We start from the raw sequence: 17,766 nt of genomic DNA, 5'->3' as shown, positions 1-17,766 counted from the left end.
GAGTCCTTAACTTATCACTGAAACGTGTAGCTCAAAATACAAAGGCACTGAGAAAGCCATGCTTTTACTCCGTGCCTCTGTGGTAGTTGTTAGTTTTTTCAAAAGCTATATTTTTGGCAATGTAACGCCGACCTGGCCCTGATATTTGCCACCGCGATCTTTATAGCTGGTTTCGCACACTTCATCAGATTCAAAAAACAATACTTGGGCGCAACCTTCGCCTGCGTAAATTTTGGCAGGCAGCGGGGTTGTATTGCTGAACTCCAGTGTGACATAGCCTTCCCACTCTGGTTCAAATGGTGTGACATTTACAATGATGCCGCAACGCGCATACGTGGATTTTCCAAGGCAAATAGTCAATACCGAACGCGGGATGCGGAAATATTCAACCGTGCGGGCCAATGCAAACGAATTGGGCGGAATCACGCAATAGCCTTTGCCAGATACTTCGACAAATGATTGCGGGTCAAACTGTTTCGGGTCGACAATGGTGCTGTTGATATTGGTAAACACGCGGAATTCGTCAGCACAGCGGATATCGTAACCATAGGATGACGTACCGTATGAAACGATTTTCCCGCCATTCTCTTCGCGTATCAGTGTCGGCGAAAACGGCTCAATCATGCCGTGTTGTTCAGCCATTCTGCGTATCCATTTGTCCGACTTAATGCTCATTCCGATATCCAGTCTTTGCGCGGTTTGTGGCGCTTGTGTACTTGCAAATAAAGAGAAAAAAGCGGAGTTTCAAACTCCGCTTTTAGTAGGTGCAAATAATAACAATAAATGCTGTCAGTTTTGCAAACTTTTTATGAATTTTTGGCGATTATTTAAGCCTGCGGTATTTCTACCGCAAGTGCTTATTTGTCACCGCCCAATTCAATGCTGTAACGCCAGAACTGATCTTCACTTTCGAAGATCACTTTAGACGCTGCCGGGTCACGGCTACCGGCAGGGTATTGATATACCGGACGCTTGTCTTCAGCCCATGCTTTAACGACCGGGTCAACCAGACGCCATTGCGCTTCAGCTTCAGAAATATGCAGGTAGTTCGAGTTGTCACCTTGCATCAGGTTCAGCAATAAAGCTTCGTATGCGTCTACAGAGTCATCACTATCCCAACGGTTGGCGGCATCCAGCTGGATGGTGCGCGTTTGAATATCCAGGCCAGGGATCTTGGATTGGATTTCCAGTTTGATGCATTCGCGTGGCTGAATACCAATGATGAGCCAGTTCTGGTCCTGGTCATTGATTTGCAGCGGCGCTTTTTTAAAGCGGATAGCAATACGTGTATCGGCTTCGTGCAGGCGTTTAGCGGTGCGGATGTAAAATGGCACGCCTTTCCAGCGTGGATTGTCGATAAACAGTTTCAGTGCGGCATAAGTCTCAACCACGCTGTCATTGTTGCCCAGCTCTTCCAGATAACCTGGTACTTTTTCGCCATTGATTTCGCCAGCGCTATATTGCGCACGGAATGCGTGTTTTTCCAGTTCATCAACCGGAATCGGGCGAATTTGCTCCAGCAATGCAATCTTTGCGTCACGCACACCTTCAGGAGATAAGTCCTTAGGCAATTCCATCGCGGTCAGTGCCAGGGTTTGCAGAATGTGGCTTTGCAACATGTCACGCAATGCACCGGTGCTGTCGTAGAATTGGGTGCGGTCGCCTACACCCAGCATTTCGGTGTTGGTGATTTGTACGTGGTCCACATACTGGTTGTTCCAGATCGGCTCAAGCACAGTATTGGTAAAGCGTTGCAGCAAGATATTTTGCAGTGCAGATTTACCCAGGTAATGATCGATACGGTAGATCTGGCTTTCTTTCAGGTGCTTGGTAATTGCTGCTTGCAGTTCTTTCGCAGATGGCAGATCGGTACCAAATGGTTTCTCGATCACCACACGGCGCCAGTATTTGTCTTCTTGTGTCAGGCCGACATTCGCCAGTGATTCCACTACCGGAGCGAAATCCACCGGACGTACTGACAGGAAGTAGGCCAGATTCTGCGGGAATACAGACTCATCGCTCAGCGTTGCTTTCAGCTTGCTGAATGCATCAGGGTCGGTGGGCGGATTGGCATGATAAAAGTTACGCGCAATAAAGCGCTCAAACACGGCCTGGTCGTAACCTTTTTTAAATTTTGCATCCAGCATGCTTTTGATGTCTGCACGCCAGGCTTCAAGATCAACCACTTGGCGGCCAACGCCGACAATTTTCAGTTCTGCTGGCAAGCGGCCCAGTGAGTCCAGCCTGAATAAGCCAGGATAAAGTTTTACGCGGGCCAGGTTACCACTAGCGCCAAACAGCACCAGTGTGCATGGATCAATTTTATTCGTCATTTCTAACCTTAAGATAAAAATGTAAACGGGAAAGGGCAAGCCTTTCCCATATTTTAAACATCACTAGTAATAAGCAAAAAAGCCTCTCATCAAGAGAGGCCTGTTTTATTACTTGGTTTTTACTGCGTGACCGCCAAATGCATTACGCATCAGGGAAAGCAGTTTATAACTGTAACCTTTTGAGTCCTGGCTGCGGAAACGTGCTTGCAATGCCACTGTCAATACTGGGGCGGCAACGCCTTGCTCAACCGCTTCAACCACTGTCCAGCGGCCTTCACCTGAGTCAGCAACGTATGGTGCAATGGCTTCCAGTTTCTGGTCGTCTTTCAGGGCTTCTGCAGTCAGGTCAAGCAACCAGCTGCGTACTACAGAACCATGACGCCACAATTCAGTGATTTGCGCCAAGTCAAGATGGAAATCTTCCTTGCCTTTGATCAGGTCCAAACCTTCAGCAAATGCTTGCATCATGCCGTATTCGATACCGTTATGGATCATTTTGGTGAAGTGGCCGGAACCGACTGGACCAACGTGTGCCCAACCGCGGTCAGCGTGTGTTAATGCTTGTGCATAAGGTGCCAATACGTCAGCGTATTGTTTTTCGCCACCGTACATCAGGCAATAGCCATTATCCAGGCCCCAGATACCACCGGAAGTACCACAGTCGATAAAGCCGATACCATGTTCAGCTAATAAAGCGCCACGACGTTGGCTGTGTTTGTAGTTAGAGTTACCACCATCAACGATAATATCGCCTTTGTTCAGCAGTGGAATCAGGTCTTTGATTTGGTTTTCAGTGATTTCACCAGCTGGTAACATCAACCAGACGATTTTTTGGCCTTCCAGTTTGCTAACTGCATCAGCAACTGAGGTTGCTGCTTCCAGGCCTTCGTCTTTTACTAATTTGTTTACGAATTCGGTATTAAAGTCAAAACCAACCACGTTGATTTTGTGACGAAGCAAACGTGCAGCCATATTGCCGCCCATTTTGCCCAAGCCAATCATTGCTAATTTCATCAGGATTTTCCTATGGTGTAAGGACAGTTATTGAAACACCCATCTTTTGGATGGCATGAACCCGAGCGGGTTATTTGATAATTTTGCAGAATTATCATGTCGAGTCGGTTATAATTATAACAAATGCAGCCAGCGACTGAAAGGCTGCATTTTGTTATTTAACAAAAATGTCACAAAGTGTTTTTGTGAATGACTTAAAGTTGTTTCGTATCGTTTTCTTACAGGTTTTTTATGTCTTTGAACTCTCAAACACGTTGGCACACTTTTCAATCACAAGATGAAATTAACCAGGCAGCTTTACAGCGCATTTTAGCCGCAGCTGATGAAGCCATCGCCAAGCATGGTAATTTCCTGGTGGTGTTAGCTGGGGGCAGTACGCCTAAAGCTGTCTATCAGTTACTGGCGAAAGCCGATGCAGACTGGTCAAAATGGCATATATATCATAACGATGACAGATGCCTGCCAGCCGATCATGCCGAGCGCAATAGCAAAATGGCGCGTGAAGCGTGGCTAAACCACGTAGCGATTCCACAAAACCAGATTCATGATATCCCTGCTGAGTTGGGCAATGTTGAAGGTGCCAAGGCGTATGCACAGACTTTAAAAGGTGTGCGTACATTTGACCTGGTCATTCTAGGTTTGGGCGAAGATGGCCATACTGCGAGCCTGTTCCCGGGCCAGCTGGTTGATAACACTGCTGACGTGGTGCCAGTCTACAACTCGCCAAAACCACCTGCCGACCGGATTACCATTAGTCAGGACCGTTTGAGCAATACCAATGAAGTCATGTTTCTGGTGACTGGTGCCGGCAAACAAGAGGCGGTTGATAACTGGCGTAAAGGTGTTGCGATCCCGGCAACGTTGATTCAGTCACCAAACGGAGTGGATGTGTACTGTTTCGGTGTTGAGCTGAAATAGAACTGTAGTTATAGCGAAAAATAAAAAAAGCGCCCACAGGCGCTTTTTTTATACCTTAATTTAGATGCTTTATTTACTACTCTTTTCAGTGAGTAACTTTTCCAGTAATTGAATTTGCTGTTGCTGAAACTGAATAAGCTCCTGCCACTGGTGCTCGCGTAAATCATCCAATTTCTCGTGTAAAAGCAGAATCTCTAATTCTGCTTTGAGATTCACTTCGTAATCATGTTCGGCCTGCCTACGGTCAATTTCGGCTTCGCGGTTTTGTGACATCAATATAATCGGCGCCTGTATCGATGCCAGCATGGATAAAAACAAATTGAGCAGGATGTAAGGGTAGGGGTCAAACGCACGGTCATAGTGAAGCAAGATGACAGAGTTCAATATAACCCACGCAACGAGAACAAAAATAAACGCAAAAATAAATGTCCATGACCCACCAAAACGCGCCACGGCATCCGCAGCACGCTGGCCGAGATCGGAGGGTTGGCCGGATTTTTGTGATGGGTTACGTGAAATATGGCGGCGCTCGGTCAGCTGTCTCGCCACCTTTTGTGTACGCTCATCCATGGCCTCGTACTGCGCGCCAATCAGGTCTTCTGCGATATGGTGCTCACGGATGGTCATGCGATTTCTTTCTAGGTTTTTTGAATCACAATGTTGGGAAACTTGGCACTATGGTCCAAATTGGCAATCGCAATCTTGCTGGCCGCCTTGCGCGCGATCTGTTTATACGTGCTTGAAATTTTGCTATCCGGGGTAGCAACCACAGTCGGTTGGCCGCTATCCGCCTGCATGCGGATATTAATATCCAGCGGCAAGCTTCCCAGCAGATCCACGTTGTAATCCTTGGCCATCAATTCGCCGCCACCCGCGCCAAAAATATGCTCTTCATGACCGCAGTTGGTGCAAATATGCGTGCTCATGTTTTCGACAATACCCAGGATAGGGATGCCGACTTTCTCAAACATTTTGAGACCTTTGCGCGCATCTAGCAGGGCAATGTCCTGTGGCGTAGTCACGATAATCGCACCAGTGACCGGGATTTTCTGAGCCAGGGTCAGTTGGATATCGCCGGTGCCGGGCGGCAGGTCAATCACCAGGTAATCCAGGTCTTGCCAGCGGGTATCTCTTAATAACTGCTCCAGCGCACCAGTCACCATAGGCCCGCGCCAGACCATAGGCGTATCGGTATCCACCAGAAAACCGATACTCATGGCCTGAATGCCATGCGCGCGCATAGGCTCTATGCTTTTACCATCGGCACTATCCGGGCGACCGCTGATACCCAGCATTTGCGGTTGGCTAGGCCCGTAGATATCTGCATCCAGCAAGCCTACAGTTGCACCTTCAGCCGCCAAGGCCAAGGCCAGATTCACTGAGGTGGTGGATTTGCCAACGCCACCTTTGCCTGATGCCACGGCAATCACGTTTTTCACATTGGGTAGCAAGTTAACACCACGCTGTACGCTGTGTGCCACGATACGCGAACCGACATTGACTGTGATGTTGCCTATGCCATCCATAGTTCTTAGTGCATCCGCCACTTGCTGGCGAATCACATCAAACTGCGTTTGTGCCGGGTAGCCTAACACCACATCCAGGCTGACATCATTACCGTTAATCTGGATATTTTTGATGGATTTGGCACTGATAAAATCTTTACCAGTATTTGGGTCTATGCAAAGTTTTAAGGTGCTTTGAATCAATAATTCGCTGATGGCCATGCCTGGGATTCCTGAGGTAATGCCTGACTAAAGAGAGCGGGTATCTTACTCCATTGAGCACTCCTAGTCATGCAGACTCTATGCGATTTAGCCATTAAATTAGGTACCAAGGCACGTTCTCCGTCAGACCAGTAAGGTGGCTGTAAGCTATAAGTATGCTCTGGTAAGTTAATCGTAAGGCTCCACGGATAATGTGGATACATCGGTAACAGAGATTTTGCCCGAACATTTAAGTTACCCATTTATCAGGAGAAAATAATATGAAAAAAATACTCGCACTCACTGCCCTGGCCATGAGCCTTTCCAGTGTTGTTTATGCAGATACCTTGTTACAAACAGCTCAGCAAGATGGCAGCTTTAAAACTTTTTTAAAAGCGGTAAAAGTGGCAGGCCTTGAAAGCACCTTGAATGGCGATGGGCCGATTACCTTGTTTGCACCCGATGATGCTGCCTTTGCCAAACTTTCCAAAGCCAAATTAAATGCATTATTAGCTAACCCAACCGAGTTGAAAAAAGTGCTCAGCTATCATATATATCCTGGAAAAATTACACAGGCTGATGTGAGTGCCGGTCAAATAAAATCACTTGAAGGCGCAAATTTGAAGCTATCTGTTACCGAAGGCGTAAAAGTAAATAATGTTGCAGTGGAAGGCAATGAACTCAATGCCGATAATGGTGTGATTCATACTGTGAGTGCTGTGCTGATTCCTAAAAGTTAGTGAATTGTGAGCGTAATCAGTCTTTGCCAAAGCTTAAGGCCAATCAAGCATTATTGATTTCGCCAATGTTGCTGCAATAAATGGTTGTGGCATTGCTACTCATTATATTGCCTGCTAATCGCGGGCAATATAATTTACGGCGAGTGATTATGTAGTGTCGAATGGCATAAAGATTCGTTGAAACTGCAACGGGTTTGCTAAAATAGTCGTTTTAAGTTTTGGTTACGGTGTCATGACACGCAAAATATTGGTCACTTCTGCACTTCCTTATGCCAATGGCAGTATCCATTTGGGGCATCTGGTTGAATATATTCAAACCGATATCTGGGTGCGTTTTCAGAAAATGCAGGGCCATACTGTGCATTACGTTTGCGCGGATGACACGCATGGCACACCGATCATGCTCCGTGCGGAAAAAGAAGGCATCACGCCAGAAGCGCTGATCGAAAAGGTGCATGTTGAGCATAGCCAGGATTTTGCCGATTTCCTGGTGCAGTTTGATAACTACTATTCCACCAACTCGGAAGAGAACCGCCAGTTGTCCGGTAATATCTACCGTGCGCTCAAGGCTAATGGCAAGATCGCCAATAAGACGATTGAACAGTATTTTGACCCGGTCAAAAGCATGTTTTTACCGGACCGCTTTATCAAAGGCGAGTGCCCCAAATGCCACTCCAAGGATCAATATGGTGATAACTGTGAAGTCTGCGGCACCACTTACAGCCCGACAGAATTAATCAATCCTTATTCTGCAGTGTCTGGAGCGACACCGGTACGTAAAGAGACTGAGCACTACTTCTTTAAATTAAGCGAATGCGTGGATTTCTTGCGTGACTGGACCCGCTCCGGCACTTTGCAAGCCGAAGCTGCCAATAAAATGAATGAGTGGCTGGGCGAAGCGGGTGAGAACAAATTATCTGACTGGGATATTTCGCGGGATGCGCCTTATTTCGGTTTTGAGATTCCTGATGCGCCGGGTAAGTATTTTTATGTCTGGCTGGATGCGCCGATTGGCTACATGGCCAGTTTCAAGAATTTGTGTTCAAAAGCTGGTTTAGACTTTGACGAATACTGGAAAAAGGATTCCACCACCGAGCTGTATCATTTTATCGGTAAAGACATTCTCTACTTCCATGCCTTGTTCTGGCCAGCGACATTGGATTATTCCGGTCACCGCACGCCGACACAGGTATTTGCACATGGTTTCCTGACCGTGAATGGCGAGAAAATGTCCAAGTCACGTGGCACGTTTATCACGGCACGAAGTTACCTGGATCACGTCAAGAATCCTGAGTATTTACGCTATTACTATGCCGCCAAGCTGAATGGCAGTATGGAAGATATCGACCTGAACCTGGAAGATTTTGTCGCACGTGTCAACAGCGACCTGGTGGGTAAATACATCAATATCGCCAGCCGTACTGCCGGATTCATTGCCAAGAAATTCGACAACAAAATCATTCCTGCCCAGCATACGGTGATCGATGATATGCGTGCTGCTGCACCGGCGATTGCTGAAGCTTTTACAGCGCGTGATTTTGCGCGTGCCTTGCGCGAAGTTATGAAACTGACCGATGCAGCCAATGCCTATGTGGCGGAGGCGGCACCATGGGTGGTGGCGAAAGATGAAAGTAAATCGCCAGAATTGCATGCGATTTGCAGTAACGCGCTGGAAATGTTCCGCCTGCTGACGATTTACCTGAAGCCGGTGCTGCCAAATATTGCAGCGGCGGTAGAGGCTTTCTTCGATGTGGAACCTTTACAGTGGGCCGATGCGGCATTTGGGTTGGGTTCGCAAACTATACAGCCATATTCACATATGGTGACGCGTCTGGAAGGCAAGCAAATCGAAGCCATGGTGGAAGCCAACAAAGAAAACTTGCAGGCAAGTGCGGCGGTACCGGTAAAGGCTGAAGCGAAAGCAGACAAGAAAGTGGAAACGACCACGGCAACAGAAGAGGGCGCTTATATTTCGATTGATGATTTTGCTAAGGTGGATTTACGCATTGCAAAAATCGTCAGTGCCGAGCATGTGGAAGGCGCAGAAAAACTGCTGAAATTAATGCTGGATATTGGCGAAGCACAGCCGCGCCAGATTTTTGCTGGGATTAAGTCTGCCTATGACCCGGCCACCCTGGTCGGTCGCCTGACCGTGATGGTGGCAAACCTGGCGCCACGCAAGATGAAGTTCGGCATGAGTGAAGGCATGGTACTGGCAGCCAGTGATGAGCGTGGCGGACCGTATATTCTTTCACCAGACAGTGGAGCGCAACCTGGTATGCGTGTCAAATAATGCACACTGAATGATGATGTGCCGGAACGGAATGCGCCGACATTTGTCATAACTGGGTTGTCTTATTTAGCAATTCCTTGCGCTAAATCAAAGAAAATACAGCCGTTTTCGGTGTTAATAAACATTTCAAATCCCGGCTAAATCATTGTTTTATATTATATTCAATCATATAATATAAAGTTGTATAATGTTTCACGAATGGTCCATATTGCAATGGCAGCGTCCCAAGCACTGAGCGGTGCAAATCCCTGGCAAGGGCTGGATATCCAGTCCGAATGGGAACGTTTTAGCCAGCGTGATACCAGTTCTTCGCATGTGTGGACCTCGCACGTCTGGGTCGATTCTATGCACTGCGCCGCTTGCAGCGGGCGCATTGAGCAGACCATCAAGCAACTTCCCGGTGTACTTGCTGTGTATGCCAGCGCAGCTTCGAAACGCGTACGCGTGGTTTGGGATGCACAAAAAATTTCCCCTTCGCAATGGTTTGCCAATCTGGATGAGATTGGCTATACCGCCATGCCGGTCAACGAATACAACGCCATTACCGATAGAACCGTCCAGCAGCGCAAGATGCTCTGGCGGCTGGTAGTCGCGGTTTTCTGCATGATGCAGGTCATGATGTACGCTTACCCTACCTATACCGCCGATAGCAATGACATGGCACCGGATATGGTGCAATTGATGAAGTGGGCATCATGGGTGCTGACGTTGCCGGTGATGCTGTTCTCGGCAACGCCGTTTTTGTCCCAAGCCTGGATTAGTCTCAAGCAGCGCCAGCTCGGTATGGATGTGCCGGTGTCACTTGGCATTATCACTGCCTTTGTCATGAGCACCCTGGCAACCTTTGCGCCTGGCGGGTGGTGGGGTGATGTGGTGTATTACGACTCACTCACCATGTTCGTCAGTTTCCTGCTGATCGGGCGCTGGTTGGATGTGAAACTGCGCAACCGTACCGCCGGTGCACTGGAAAACATGATGCGCCGCTTGCCGCATGCAGTGCTGAAAAAAAGTGAAACAGGCGAGTGGGTGCAAATTGCGGCCAGCAATATCAATGTCGGCGATATTCTGTATGTTCGCCCAGGCGAAATATTTGCGGCGGATGGTAAGGTCATTGTCGGCAATACCAGTGCCGATGAATCCATGCTTACCGGCGAATCTGATCCGGTGATGAAACCAACCGGAGCCCAGGTCATTGCCGGTTCCGGCAACCTGACTTCGGTGATTGAGATGCAGGTCGAGCAGGTGGGCGAGGGCACGCAATACCATGCACTGGTGAATTTAATGGCATCCGCATCAACTGAAAAGCCTGGCATTGCTTTGCTGGCTGACAAAGTCGCGCAACCTTTCCTGTGGGGCGTGTTGCTTGCCGCATTGGTGGCGGTTGGTTACTGGTGGTCTATAGACCCGGCCAAAGCCGTGATGTCGGCGGTCGCGGTGTTGGTGGTGACTTGCCCATGCGCGTTGTCTCTGGCGACACCGGCGGCGATGCTGGCCAGTGCGGGCACGTTTGCCAAAGGCGGCGTGCTGATCCGCCGCTTGCACGCGATTCAGGCCATGAGTGAAATCGATACCATCGTGTTTGATAAAACCGGCACGCTGACCGAGAACTTGCAACAGGTACAATTGGCTGAAACACATCCTGATTGGGGCAATACCCTGATTCTGGATATGCTGGCTTCGATCACCCGCGATTCCCTCCACCCGGTGGCAAAGGCGCTGCATACTTATGCTGTAGAACAAGATGCCCTCACTGACCTGGTCATGCATGACTGGCAGGAAGTCGTTGGTGGCGGTATTTCGGCGACCCTGGATACGCAAGCCAAAGCTGCTGTAGCCGTGAAACTGGGCAATGCGCAGTTCAGTGGCGTGATGGAATCGGATATTGGGGCAGAGCGCCAGGTGTATTTAATGGCTGGCAACGTGATGGTGGCGCGATTCACGTTGACGGAGCAGGTGAAGCCACATGCCAAGGCGGCAATTTCACAATTAATTTCACAAGGGCTTGATATTCAACTGTTATCTGGTGATAGAATAGCGCCGGTAAAAAATCTGGCATTACAACTCGGTATTCAGAGTGCGTCAGGTCTGCAAAAAGCAGAAGATAAGCTGCAACACGTGATGTTGCTGCAAAAACAGGGGCGGAAAGTTTTAATGGTTGGTGATGGTTTGAATGACGGCCCTGTCATTGCAGCAGCGCATACTTCTATTGCAATGGGTACCGGCGTCCCTTTGACGCAGGCACAAGCCGATATGGTGGTATTGGGTAATGATATCGGTGTGCTGGTTTCGCTCATTTCGCACTGTAAGAAAACTATCCTCATCGTAAAACAAAATTTGTTATGGGCAGCGCTTTATAACGCTGCCGGAGTGCCTCTGGCGATCATGGGGCTGCTACCTGCCTGGTTGGCAGGTTTAGGGATGGCGGCCAGTTCGCTGTTGGTGTTGCTTAATGCATTGCGGCTGACGGACTGGAATAAGTCCGGCTGGCAGAAAGGTCAGGCATAGCTCCATGGAAATAGCGTTTTTATTGATACCGCTGGCGGTGTTGCTGGTGTTTGTAATACTGGGTGGTTTTTGGTGGGCCATCCATACAGGACAATTTGAGGATCTGGAAGAAGAAGGATCCCGAATATTAGAGCAGGATTGATATGTGTCAAATCGTCGCCACTTAATGTGTGCGACATTGGGCATACATCAAAAAAAGTAGTTTTTTCATGTTGGGTGTTTGTTTTAATGATTGGGAGAAATCCATGCAAGATGCAACCGTGAAGGCTGCGACCTACAATGACAAAGTAGTTCGCCAATTCGCAATCATGGCAGTGGTTTGGGGTGTGTTTGGCACATTGATGGGCGTGATTATTGCGTCCCAGCTGGTGTGGCCTGATTTAAACCTGGGCTTGTCATATACCTCTTTCGGCCGCTTGAGACCACTGCATACCAATGCCGTGATTTTTGCATTTGGTGGCTGTGCTTTGTTCGCGACTTCATACTATGTCGTACAGCGTACCTGCCAGACCCGCTTGTTTAGCGATAAGTTGGCGAGTTTCACTTTCTGGGGCTGGCAAGCAGTGATTGTTGCTGCAGCCATCTCCTTGCCTTTGGGTTACACCCAGGGTAAAGAGTACGGCGAACTGGAATGGCCAATTGATATCCTGATTGCAATCGTATGGATTTCATACGCGATTGTGTTCTTCGGTACCATCGGTATCCGCAAGGTCAAGCATATTTACGTTGCCAACTGGTTCTACGGGGCGTTTATCCTGGCGGTGGCTTTGTTGCACATCGTTGAGAGTGCGGCGATCCCTGCTGGCTGGTTCAAGTCTTACTCTGCTTACGCAGGTGTACAGGACGCGATGGTGCAGTGGTGGTATGGTCACAACGCGGTTGGTTTCTTCCTGACAGCGGGCTTCCTGGGCATGATGTACTACTTCGTGCCTAAGCAAGCCGAGCGTCCTGTGTATTCTTACAGCTTGTCTATCGTCCACTTCTGGGCGCTGATCTTTACTTATATGTGGGCGGGTCCTCACCACCTGCATTACACCGCATTGCCTGACTGGACCCAGTCTTTAGGTATGGTGTTATCCCTGATCCTGTTTGCACCAAGCTGGGGCGGTATGATCAACGGTATCATGACCTTGTCCGGCGCCTGGCATAAACTGCGCACAGACCCTATCTTGCGCTTCCTGATCGTTTCATTGTCTTTCTACGGTATGAGTACCTTTGAAGGCCCGATGATGGCGATCAAAACAGTGAACGCGTTATCTCACTACACCGACTGGACCGTAGGTCACGTGCACTCTGGTGCATTGGGCTGGGTGGGTTTCATCTCCATCGGTTCCCTGTACTTCCTGATTCCACGCCTGTTCGGCCAGAAACAGATGTATAGCGTAAAAGCGATTGAAGTGCATTTCTGGATGGCGACCATTGGTGTGGTGTTATACATCTCAGCATTGTGGATTTCCGGTGTGATGGAAGGGTTGATGTGGCGTGCGATGAACGCTGACGGTACTTTGGCTTATACCTTTGTAGAAAGCGTAAAAGCAAAATTCCCGTACTACCTCACACGTGCGATAGGTGGTTTCCTGTACATGAGCGGTTTAGTCATCATGTTGTGGAACACCTATAAAACAGCAACTAGCGGCAAACCAGCGACGGTAGAAATACCTGCTGTGGTTGCACACGCTTAAGGAATTCATCATGGCATCTCATGAACAAAATAGTGGCAATCTGCACGAGAAAATCGAAACCAATAACTTTTTGCTGATCGTGCTGACTTTAATCACCATCTCTTTCGGTGGTTTGGCAGAAATCGTGCCTTTGTTTTTCCAGAAGACACTGACAGAGCCTATCCGTGGCTTGCAACCTTACACCGCTTTGCAGCTGGCTGGACGTGACATCTACCTGCGTGAAGGTTGCTACAACTGTCACTCACAGATGATCCGCCCGTTCCACGCTGAAACACTGCGTTATGGCCATTACTCTGTCGCGGGTGAATATGTGTATGACCATCCGTTCCAGTGGGGCAGCAAGCGTACGGGTCCAGACCTGCATCGTGTAGGCGGTAAATACAGCGATGACTGGCACCGTGTACACCTTAACCAGCCTCGCGACGTCGTGCCTGAATCCATCATGCCTGCGTACCCCTGGTTGAATGAGAACCTGGTGGATGATGCAACGATTGGTGACCACATGGCTGCGCTGCGTAAAGTAGGCGTGCCATACACCGATGAACAGATCAAAGAGGGTAGTGCTGCCATTAAAGGCAAAACCGAAATGGATGCGCTGGTGGCATTCCTGCAGGTACTCGGTACCCATCTTAAATAAGGAGTCGCGCCATGGACATCATCAGCATATTACGCATACTGTTTACGTTACTGACCTTTGTATTGTTTGTAGTGATCGCAGTGTGGGCATGGCGCAACCGCAATTCCAAAAATTTCAAGGACGCGCAGAACCTGCCGTTCGATCAAGACTAAAACCTCTGCAAAAAGGTTAAGGAAAACATCATGAATGATTTTGTAAGTGGATTTTGGCCGATCTGGATTTCGACCATTACCCTGGGTGGCATTGCGTTTTGTGTTGGCTTGCTGATTTTCGCCAGCCGCGTAAAAGTGACGCTGGACAGTGACAATACCAATGGTCACGAGTGGGACGGTATTAAAGAGATGAACAACCCGCTGCCAATGTGGTGGGTAGGCCTGTTTATCATCACCGTCATCTTTGGTCTGGCTTACCTGTTCCTGTTCCCGGGTTTGGGTGAATACCAGGGTAAATTTGGCTGGACTGCCGTTAAACAGTACGAAGCCGAAAAAGCCAAAAACAACGAAAAAATTGCACCGCTGTATGCCAAATATGCGGCGATGCCAGTGGAAGATGTTGCCAAGATCCCAGAAGCGCGTGATATCGGTAAGCGTATTTTCCTGAATAACTGCGCAGCCTGTCATGGTTCTGATGCCAAAGGCAGCCGTGGTTTCCCTAACCTGACTGACACTGACTGGTTGTACGGTGGCAGCCCGGAAAGAATCAAGGAAACCATTACCGGAGGCCGTATTGGCATGATGCCGCCAATGGCAGCCGCTGTCGGTAGCGAAGAAGACGTTAAAAACGTGGCTAACTATGTATTAAGCCTGTCTGGCAGTATCCATGACTCAGGTCGTGCCAATGCCGGTAAGGATAAATTCGTGGTGTGTGCTGCCTGTCACGGCGCTGAAGGCAAAGGTAACCAGATGATAGGTGCCCCTAACCTGACAGACAACACCTGGTTGCATGGCCAGGGTGAAGCGGCCATTATCAAACGTATCCATGAAGGTAAAACCAACCAGATGCCAGCCTGGGAAGAGAAATTCAGTCCTGAGCAAATCCATCTGCTGACTGCTTATGTTTGGGGTCTTTCAAACAAGTAAGGCATGCAGAAATCCATGGGTGACATTGGAAAGAACGCTGTGAAAATAACCACCATTCCTGAGCAGGAGGTGGTTTTTTCGCTTTATAAATCTGAAGACAAGGTATACGCACGTAGCGTTTCAGGTTTTTACAACAACTGGCGCTGGGTCATGGTGTGGGTCACGCAGCTGTTTTTCTACGGTGTGCCATGGCTGCAATGGGATGGCCGCCAGGCCATGCTGTTTGACCTGGAAGGCATGCGCTTTTATGTGTTTGGCCTGATCTTTCACCCGCAGGATTTGATTTACCTGGCCTTCCTGCTGATTGTCTCAGCGCTTTCGCTGTTCCTGTTCACCGCCATTGCCGGGCGGTTATGGTGTGGCTACACCTGTCCGCAAACGGTATACACCGAGATTTACATGTGGATGGAGCAGAAAATCGAGGGTGACCGTATTGCGCGTATGCGCCTTGATGACAGTAAATGGAATCTTAACAAGGTGACACGTAAATCCCTGAAGCAATTCGCCTGGATAGCATTTGGGTTATGGACTGGCGTCACCTTTGTTGGTTACTTCACGCCCATGCGCGAGCTGGTGCCGAGCTTGCTACAGTTACAGGCTGGTGGCTGGGAAACCTTCTGGGTGTGTTTTTACGGCTTTGCCACCTATGGCAACGCAGGCTATATGCGCGAGCAGGTCTGCAAATACATGTGCCCGTATGCGCGATTCCAGAGCGCCATGTTTGATGGCGATACCATGAACGTGACCTACGACGAAGCGCGCGGCGAACCACGCGGTGCACGTTCTAAAAAAGCCGGCGAAAACGCCAACGGCCTGGGCAGTTGCATCGATTGCAATATTTGTGTGCAGGTATGCCCGACCGGCATTGATATCCGTAACGGTTTGCAATATGAGTGTATCGGGTGTGGTGCCTGTATTGATGCCTGTGATGATGTCATGGATAAAATGGGCTATGCCAGAGGCCTGATTAAATACACCACGCAAAACGGCATGGATAACCGCTGGAGCCGCCAGCAGATGCTGGCGCGTTTGTTAAGGCCACGTGTGCTGATTTACTCAGCTATTCTCATGACCCTGGTTGTCGGCATGGTAGTCAGCATCTACTACAAAGCTGATTTCAGGCTGGATGTATTGCGTGACCGCGCAGTGATGGCGCGTTATACCAATGATGGCAAGATTGAAAACGTCTACAACCTCAAGCTGGAAAACGAGACTGAAGAGATGCGGAATTACGATCTGAAAGTCACCGGTATACCTGACTTGGCCGTTCATTTCTCAGATAACAATGTCCAGCAAATCAAAGCGCTCAAACCTTTTGAGAAGCGCAATGTCATTGTAGAGATACAGTTGCCGGATGGTGAAATACGTGCCGGATCGCACAAGATTTTGTTTGAAATGACAGATATTCAAAGCAAAGAAACCATCAAGGAAAAATCTGTATTTATCGTGCCCAGTAATTAATGGGTAACCAGGTACGAACAAAAGGAGTAGAGCAGCGTGGCACACAGCATTATGCACAAAGGAGCACAGATGGCTGATCGACAAAAATGGTACCAAAACCCCTATGTCTGGCTGATTATTGGTGGCCCGGCATTAGTGATAGTGGCTTCCTTTATCACGCTATATCTGGCGATTACCCATCCTGATCCACCGATTGACGACTATTACCGTAAAGGGATTGAAATCAATAAGACACTGGATGCTGAGAGAGATGGTATGGCACCCGCCATTGCCGCACGCAACCACGCGCAAACCGGTATGAAACCGGCTGATGACTAAATATTGACTCACTACTTATTTGTAACTAAAAATGCGCGCACGTGAAGCTCCTGTGCGCGCAGTCTCCCCCGCATAATCCTGTATCACATTGTCCGCAGTAGGTTTTAAGCTTATTGAATAGCGCTTGAGCTTGGATCCAGAATGGCTTGCACTTATATTTGCGTTAGCAGGTGCTGGCGTTAAAGATCGCTTTCAGCTTGTCGTGATCCAGGATGCGGATATTCTTCTGTTTGACTTCGATAATACCTTCTTCGCTGAACTTGGAAAATGTGCGGCTGACCGTTTCCAGTTTCATACCCAGATAGCTGCCGATTTCCTCGCGCGTCATACGCAAGATCAGTTCGCTTTTTGAGTAGCCCCTCGCGTGCAGGCGTTGCAGTAAATTCAGCAGGAAAGCAGCCAGGCGCTCTTCAGCGCGCATATTGGCTAACAGCATCATGACGCCATTTTCACGCACGATTTCGCGGCTCATGATTTTATGCACATGGCGTTGCAGCATAGGGATTTGCCGTGACAGATCTTCTACATGGTTAAACGGCATCACACATACTTCGGCGTCTTCCAGCGCAATCGCATTGCAGTTATGTTTATCGCTAACAATGCCATCCAGGCCCATAATTTCACCAGCCATCTGAAAACCGGTGACTTGTTCTCGACCATCTTCAGAAACCACGCAAGTCTTAAAAAAGCCGGTACGAATCGCGTACAGCATGGTGAATGCATCACCACTGCTATACAGATGCCCACCTTGCTTGATTTTTTTGCGGGTGGCGACCATACCATCCAGCTGCTGCATTTCATTTGAGCTCAGGCCTATAGGCAGGCAAAGTTCGCGCAGGTTGCAGTTAGAACAGGCGACTTTGAAACTGGATTCCAGTTGTTTGGCATCGGCTTGCTGGTGTTCAATTGGCCTTGGCTCAGTATGCATAGAGACAATCCTGGACTGGTGTTGAGTATCTGCCAAATTATACGCGTCCTGGCCTGATGTTTCATTGAACATGTTGTGCGCTCTCTTCCCATTTTTTAGGTGGCCCTATTGTGCGCTCGCACGACCGCTATCCATTTGATGTGCATCAAGTA

17 protein-coding genes are annotated in these 17,766 nt (G+C 48.8%); 11 read left to right on the top strand and 6 right to left on the bottom strand.

The features are described from left to right. Window positions 1-105 precede the first annotated feature (105 nt). The 3 genes from dcd to gnd all read right to left on the bottom strand — a co-directional run bounded on the left by dcd (window position 106) and on the right by gnd (window position 3,347). The gene (dcd, locus tag LPA26_RS04995; RefSeq protein WP_055825679.1) at window positions 106-675 is read right to left on the bottom strand and encodes a dCTP deaminase; all 570 of its coding nucleotides are present in this window, start codon (window positions 673-675) and stop codon (window positions 106-108) included. A 182-nt stretch (window positions 676-857) separates the two neighbouring features. Continuing rightward, on the bottom strand, window positions 858-2,333 hold the full coding sequence (gene zwf, locus LPA26_RS04990) for a glucose-6-phosphate dehydrogenase (RefSeq protein ID WP_055825676.1): 1,476 nt from the start codon (window positions 2,331-2,333) through the stop codon (window positions 858-860). 108 nt (window positions 2,334-2,441) lie between these two features. Then, a complete protein-coding gene (gene gnd / locus LPA26_RS04985; RefSeq protein WP_055825673.1) occupies window positions 2,442-3,347 on the bottom strand; it encodes a phosphogluconate dehydrogenase (NAD(+)-dependent, decarboxylating) in 906 nt (301 codons plus the stop codon). Window positions 3,348-3,578: 231 nt separating this feature from the next. Here gnd and pgl point away from each other — a divergent pair, with 231 nt between their 5' ends. Continuing rightward, window positions 3,579-4,265, top strand: a complete 687-nt coding sequence (pgl, locus tag LPA26_RS04980) for a 6-phosphogluconolactonase (protein WP_229007547.1) — start codon at window positions 3,579-3,581, stop codon at window positions 4,263-4,265. A 69-nt stretch (window positions 4,266-4,334) separates the two neighbouring features. Here the strand turns inward: pgl and LPA26_RS04975 are convergent, their stop codons facing one another. Then, window positions 4,335-4,892 carry a DUF1003 domain-containing protein gene (locus LPA26_RS04975; RefSeq protein WP_055867195.1) on the bottom strand — a complete coding sequence of 186 codons (558 nt, stop codon included), beginning with the start codon at window positions 4,890-4,892 and terminating at the stop codon, window positions 4,335-4,337. A gap of 11 nt (window positions 4,893-4,903) precedes the next feature. Next, a complete protein-coding gene (apbC, locus tag LPA26_RS04970) occupies window positions 4,904-5,992 on the bottom strand; it encodes an iron-sulfur cluster carrier protein ApbC (RefSeq protein ID WP_055825664.1) in 1,089 nt (362 codons plus the stop codon). 260 nt (window positions 5,993-6,252) lie between these two features. On the opposite strand from apbC, the gene LPA26_RS04965 reads away from it, so the two are divergent. The 10 genes from LPA26_RS04965 to LPA26_RS04920 all read left to right on the top strand — a co-directional run bounded on the left by LPA26_RS04965 (window position 6,253) and on the right by LPA26_RS04920 (window position 16,686). Then, window positions 6,253-6,711, top strand: a complete 459-nt coding sequence (locus LPA26_RS04965; protein WP_229007546.1) for a fasciclin domain-containing protein — start codon at window positions 6,253-6,255, stop codon at window positions 6,709-6,711. A gap of 232 nt (window positions 6,712-6,943) precedes the next feature. Continuing rightward, the gene (metG, locus tag LPA26_RS04960) at window positions 6,944-9,004 is read left to right on the top strand and encodes a methionine--tRNA ligase (RefSeq protein ID WP_229007545.1); all 2,061 of its coding nucleotides are present in this window, start codon (window positions 6,944-6,946) and stop codon (window positions 9,002-9,004) included. Window positions 9,005-9,217: 213 nt separating this feature from the next. Further along, window positions 9,218-11,509, top strand: a complete 2,292-nt coding sequence (locus LPA26_RS04955) for a cation-translocating P-type ATPase (protein WP_229007544.1) — start codon at window positions 9,218-9,220, stop codon at window positions 11,507-11,509. A 4-nt stretch (window positions 11,510-11,513) separates the two neighbouring features. After that, window positions 11,514-11,651 (top strand): cbb3-type cytochrome oxidase assembly protein CcoS, encoded by a 138-nt coding sequence (gene ccoS / locus LPA26_RS04950; RefSeq protein ID WP_055825655.1) that lies wholly within the window; start codon window positions 11,514-11,516, stop codon window positions 11,649-11,651. 103 nt (window positions 11,652-11,754) lie between these two features. Further along, window positions 11,755-13,191: a cytochrome-c oxidase, cbb3-type subunit I gene (gene ccoN / locus LPA26_RS04945; RefSeq protein ID WP_055825652.1), complete on the top strand. Its 1,437-nt coding sequence runs from the start codon at window positions 11,755-11,757 to the stop codon at window positions 13,189-13,191. A 10-nt stretch (window positions 13,192-13,201) separates the two neighbouring features. Next, on the top strand, window positions 13,202-13,828 hold the full coding sequence (ccoO, locus tag LPA26_RS04940) for a cytochrome-c oxidase, cbb3-type subunit II (RefSeq protein WP_055825648.1): 627 nt from the start codon (window positions 13,202-13,204) through the stop codon (window positions 13,826-13,828). 11 nt (window positions 13,829-13,839) lie between these two features. Continuing rightward, window positions 13,840-13,980, top strand: coding sequence for a CcoQ/FixQ family Cbb3-type cytochrome c oxidase assembly chaperone (locus tag LPA26_RS04935; protein WP_055825643.1), 141 nt, complete (start codon window positions 13,840-13,842; stop codon window positions 13,978-13,980). A gap of 30 nt (window positions 13,981-14,010) precedes the next feature. Beyond that, window positions 14,011-14,907, top strand: a complete 897-nt coding sequence (gene ccoP / locus LPA26_RS04930; RefSeq protein ID WP_055825641.1) for a cytochrome-c oxidase, cbb3-type subunit III — start codon at window positions 14,011-14,013, stop codon at window positions 14,905-14,907. A gap of 15 nt (window positions 14,908-14,922) precedes the next feature. Further along, window positions 14,923-16,368: a cytochrome c oxidase accessory protein CcoG gene (gene ccoG / locus LPA26_RS04925; RefSeq protein WP_055825638.1), complete on the top strand. Its 1,446-nt coding sequence runs from the start codon at window positions 14,923-14,925 to the stop codon at window positions 16,366-16,368. A gap of 69 nt (window positions 16,369-16,437) precedes the next feature. Further along, a complete protein-coding gene (locus tag LPA26_RS04920) occupies window positions 16,438-16,686 on the top strand; it encodes a FixH family protein (protein WP_055825635.1) in 249 nt (82 codons plus the stop codon). A gap of 163 nt (window positions 16,687-16,849) precedes the next feature. Here LPA26_RS04920 and fnr read toward each other — a convergent pair whose 3' ends face one another. Beyond that, entirely contained in the window at window positions 16,850-17,614 is a 765-nt protein-coding gene (gene fnr / locus LPA26_RS04915) for a fumarate/nitrate reduction transcriptional regulator Fnr (RefSeq protein WP_055825632.1), read from the bottom strand. Between the last annotated feature and the right edge of the window lie 152 nt (window positions 17,615-17,766).

Origin of the sequence: Methylophilus sp. Leaf408 (assembly GCF_916856905.1) — a bacterium.
GTDB lineage: Bacteria > Pseudomonadota > Gammaproteobacteria > Burkholderiales > Methylophilaceae > Methylophilus.
Note: the sequence above shows the minus strand (reverse complement) of the source record. Positions and strands in the feature narration are given on the sequence as shown.